Source organism: Micromonospora sp. URMC 107, assembly GCF_051386315.1.
Taxonomy (GTDB): domain Bacteria; phylum Actinomycetota; class Actinomycetes; order Mycobacteriales; family Micromonosporaceae; genus Micromonospora.
The window spans coordinates 1-4,038 of record NZ_JBPQTK010000237.1; the positions used below are offsets into that span (position 1 = coordinate 1).

The 4,038-nt window shown below is 72.8% G+C and carries 3 protein-coding genes; 2 read left to right on the plus strand and 1 reads right to left on the minus strand.

Going from position 1 to position 4,038, the window contains the following annotated elements; genetic code table 11:
* Window positions 1-2,374, minus strand: a 2,374-nt coding sequence (locus ACSNN9_RS28010) for a xyloglucanase (protein ID WP_436676311.1), incomplete at its 3' end; no start/stop codon positions are given.
* 279 nt (window positions 2,375-2,653) lie between these two features.
* On the opposite strand from ACSNN9_RS28010, the gene ACSNN9_RS28015 reads away from it, so the two are divergent.
* Together ACSNN9_RS28015 and ACSNN9_RS28020 are read left to right on the plus strand one after the other, a co-directional pair.
* Window positions 2,654-3,340: a BON domain-containing protein gene (locus ACSNN9_RS28015; protein ID WP_436676313.1), complete on the plus strand. Its 687-nt coding sequence runs from the start codon at window positions 2,654-2,656 to the stop codon at window positions 3,338-3,340.
* A 141-nt stretch (window positions 3,341-3,481) separates the two neighbouring features.
* Complete coding sequence (locus ACSNN9_RS28020) at window positions 3,482-4,027, plus strand: DsbA family protein (RefSeq protein ID WP_436676315.1); 546 nt, start codon at window positions 3,482-3,484, stop codon at window positions 4,025-4,027.
* The last annotated feature ends 11 nt before the right edge of the window (window positions 4,028-4,038 follow it).

Consider the following 4,038-nt stretch of genomic DNA (forward strand, 5'->3'; position numbering starts at 1 on the left):
GCGGCGGGGTGGTCGGCGGCGGCGTCGTCGGGGGCGGGGTGGAGGTGGTCGGTGTCGGGTCGGGCGTGCCGCCGAGCCGGTCCGCCACCAGGATGCCGCGGCCGTTGGTGCCGAGGTAGACCCGGCCGTAGACCCGGGGGTCGCCGGTCAGGGCCTCGCCCGCGTTGCCGTACTGGTGCTGGTCGTCGTTGATCCGCAGCCAGGTCGCGCCGGTGTCGTCCGAGCGGTGCACGCCGGGCCGACCGTCGACGGTGCCGAACAGGTACAGCGCCGGGTACGTCCGGCCGGGCGCGGCCTTGCCGAAGCCGACGTTGCCGGCCGTGCTCACCGCGCCCAGCCGGGTGAAGGTGGCCCCGGAGTCGGTCGAGCGCCACAGCCCGCCCTCGCCGGCCAGCCACAGCTCGCCCTCCCTGCCGGGCAGCGCCTTGAACTTGACGTTGCCCGTGGCGGGCAGGCCGGTGGCGGCCGAGGCCGTGAAGCTCGCCCCGCCGTTGGTGCTGACGTAGAGCTTGCCGCCGCTGAAGCCGTAGAACTTGTTCGGGTTGACGCGGTCGGACTCGATCGCCGCGTTGGCGGGGATGCCCGTCGACGCGGCCCACGAGGTGCCGAACCCGACGGAGTGCACCACCTGCTGGCCGGCGTCGCCCGGCGCCCAGACGAAGCGGCTGCCGTCGGCCGACGCGGCGACCGTGCCGCCGCTGTTGACGCCGGATGGCTCGGTGCCCTGGAACCAGTTCGCCCCGCCGTCGGTGGAGAACGCGACGTGGCTGTCGTCGGGGCGGTCCGCGTCGGCGAAGTTGCCGGCCCGCACCATCACGCTCGGCTTCGTCTCGGCGTAGTCCAGGCTGGTCGTGCTGGTGAAGTTCGGTCGGGTGAACATCATCGGCGGCACGGCGTCCAGGTCGGTGTGCCGGAAGCCGCCGATGTCGCCGAGCGCGCTGACCAGGGGCGCCCCGGAGGGCGGGCTGACCAGGTCGAGCACGGCGGTCTCCTCCAGGCCCTTCACCATCGGCCTGATGGTGAACTGGCCCCCGGTGTCCCACTTGGTGAGGTCGGTGCTGCCGTAGATGGTGGCGCCGGTGCCGTACATGAAGCGGTTGCTGTCGTGGGGGTCGATCTCGACCGACTCGTTCATCCAGCCGAGCTTCGGGGTCTCCTCGGGCGGGGCGGGGTTGCTGCCGAAGGTGAGCCACGGCACCGAGCTGACGTCCATGGTGTAGCGCCTGGTCTTGTTCGGGTAGCTGCTGAACTCCCAGATCCGGGTCCAGGTGGCGCCCCCGTCGGTGCTGCGCCAGAAGATCGCGTCCGGCCACCACGAGATCTGGGTGGCCACCATCAGGGTGTTCGGCTTCTGCCGGTCGATGGTGAGGCCGCTGTAGCCGAAGTACGCGTCGGTGCTGGTGGACGGGATCGGGCTGATCCGCGTCCACGCGCCGGTGGCGCGGTGGAACTTCCAGACGTCGCCCTTGCCGCCGTCGTACGGGCCGCCGGTGTCGCTGGTGGCGATGTAGAGGAAGCCGCCCACCGGGTCGACGACGCCCTTGTGCGCCAGGTAGCCGGTCGGCTGCCCGGCGATCCGCTCCCAGCTGGCCCCGCCGTTCGTGCTGCGGTAGACCGGGTTCTCCTTGTCGGCCACGCCGACGTAGACGGTCTGCGTGGCGTTGCCGGCCGTACCCGTGCTCTTGTCGAAGCTGACCCAGGTCAGGCCCTGGTTCTGGCCGTTGTAGCCGTTCGGGTCACTCGGGTCGGCCCGGTAGTTGCCGACGTTGGGGAAGTTGGCCACCTTGGCCCAGGTCGCCCCGAAGTCGGTGCTGCGCCACAGGCCGTTGCCGCCCTCGGCGCCGTAGTACAGGATGCTGTTCTTGTTGGGGTCGACGGCGAGCCGCTCGCCCATGCCCCGGCCGGGCATGTTCCCGCCGTTCTTGAACGGCAGCTCGGTGACCTGCCAGGTGGCGCCCTTGTCGGTCGAGCGGAGGATGGCGCCGTTGTTCGGGTCCCAGTCGTTGGTGTACATCCCGACGGCCGCGTACACCCGGTTGGTCTGCACCGGGTCCGTGGCGACGCTGACCACGCCGTTCCAGCCCCACTTGTCGGCGCCGACCCAGTCCAGCAGCGGCGTCCAGGACTGGGTGGCCTGCTCCCACCGGTACATGCCGCCGATGTCCGTGCGGGCGTAGACCAGGTTCTTCTCGGTGGGGTTGAAGACGATGCCGGGGACGAAGCCGCCGCCGTCGATCCGCACGTTCTTCCAGGTGTACGGCTCGGCGGCGGCTGCGGCGGCGGTGGGCGCGCCGGCCGCGGTGAACGGTGCCGCCACGACGGCGGCGGCGACGACCAGCGCGGACACGACCGCGCCGACGTAACTTCTCCGCATCTGCGGTTCCTTCCGGGTGAGACGCCGGGAGCGGACGTGGTGACGGCCACGCCCGGCAACGGGGACGTGCGGAATCGCGCCGGAGCTGCCCTGGCTCCGGTCATCGGCGCGACGGCTCCCGCACCCGAGGAACGGCCTCACCCTAGCCGATCCGACCGGGATCATGGAAGCGCTCCCAGAAGCCACCCGGGACGGGTGAGGGGCGCTCACCCCGGTCCGCGCCAGGATCGGTCCCGGCGGATCCGTACGCACCGGCAGCTATCCCGTGAGGAGTGACAGATGGCCATCGAGACGATCAGCCGCAGCGACCAGGAGATCCAGTCGGCCGTCCTCGACGAGCTGGCCTGGGAACCCCGGGTGCGGCCGCACGAGATCGGCGTGACCGTCGCCGAGGGCGTGGTCACCCTGACCGGCCGGGTGGACAGCTACGCCAAGAAGTGGGCCGCCGAGCGGGCGACGCACCGGGTGGCCCGCGTCCGGGCGGTCGCCAACGACTTGGCGGTACGGCTCGGCACCGGCGCCGAGCGCGCCGACCCGGACATCGCCGGCGCGGCCGGGCACGCGCTGGAGTGGGACGCGTTCGTCCCCCCGGAGCAGCTCGACGTGACCGTCTCGCACGGCTGGGTCACGCTGCACGGCGAGGTGGACTGGGAGTACCAGCGCCGCGCCGCCGAACGCGCCGTGGCCCGGCTCACCGGCGTACGCGGCGTCAGCAACGGCATCACCGTCCGCCCCGACGTCCGGCCGGACGGGCACGCCCTGGCCGACCGGATCGTCGACGCGCTGGCGCGCAACCGGGCCACCGCGGCGGAGCGGATCACCGTCCGGGTGCACGGCGACACGGTGGTGCTCGGCGGGCTGGTCCACTCGATGCCGGAGCGGGCCGAGGTGGAGCGGACCGTCTGGTGCGCGCCGGGCATCCGCGAGGTGCAGAACCACATCGCGGTCGCCCCGGTGCTGGGCTGAGCCGATGGTGAAACCGCCCGCCGCGCCGGCGGCCGGCACGGCACCCGTCTGCCGGCCGCGGCGCGGAACCACCCGGGCGGGGTGAGCCACCCTCACCCCGGCGCGGAGAAGGCTGGGACGCATGACTGAGGTGACCGCCCGATGACCACCCCACTGCAGGTCACCGCCCGCCTGCGGACCCCGGTGACCGGGCACGACCACGTCCGCGGGCCGGTGGACGCGCCGGTGACGATCGTCGAGTACGCCGACTTCCAGTGCCGGTTCTGCGGGGCCGCGTACGCGAACCTGCGGGAGCTGCTGCGGCAGCGGGCCGACACGGTGCGGCTGGTGTATCGGCACTTCCCGATCACCAACATGCACCCGTACGCGGAGCAGGCCGCCGAGTCGACCGAGGCGGCCGGCCGGCGCGGACAGTTCTGGGCGATGCACGACTGGCTCTACGAGCACCAGGACCAGCTCGACCCGGTGCACCTGTCGCTCGGCATGGAGCAGCTCGGGCTGCCGGCCGACGAGGTCGCCGCGGAGGTGGGGCGGCAGGCGCACGGCGACCGGGTGCGGCGGGACTTCGTGGGCGGCATCCGCAGCGGCGTGCAGGCCACCCCGACCCTGTTCGTCAACGGCGCCCGCCACGACGGGGACTACGACGTCGCGGACCTCCTGGCGGCCGTCGACGCCGCCACCCCCTGACGAACCCACCC

What these genes read in the sequence shown, in the direction of transcription:
- ACSNN9_RS28015 (WP_436676313.1), top strand. Translation starts at nt 2,654, where the DNA reads ATGGCCATCGAGACGATCAGCCGCAGCGACCAGGAGATCCAGTCGGCC.
- ACSNN9_RS28020 (WP_436676315.1), top strand. Translation starts at nt 3,482, where the DNA reads ATGACCACCCCACTGCAGGTCACCGCCCGCCTGCGGACCCCGGTGACC.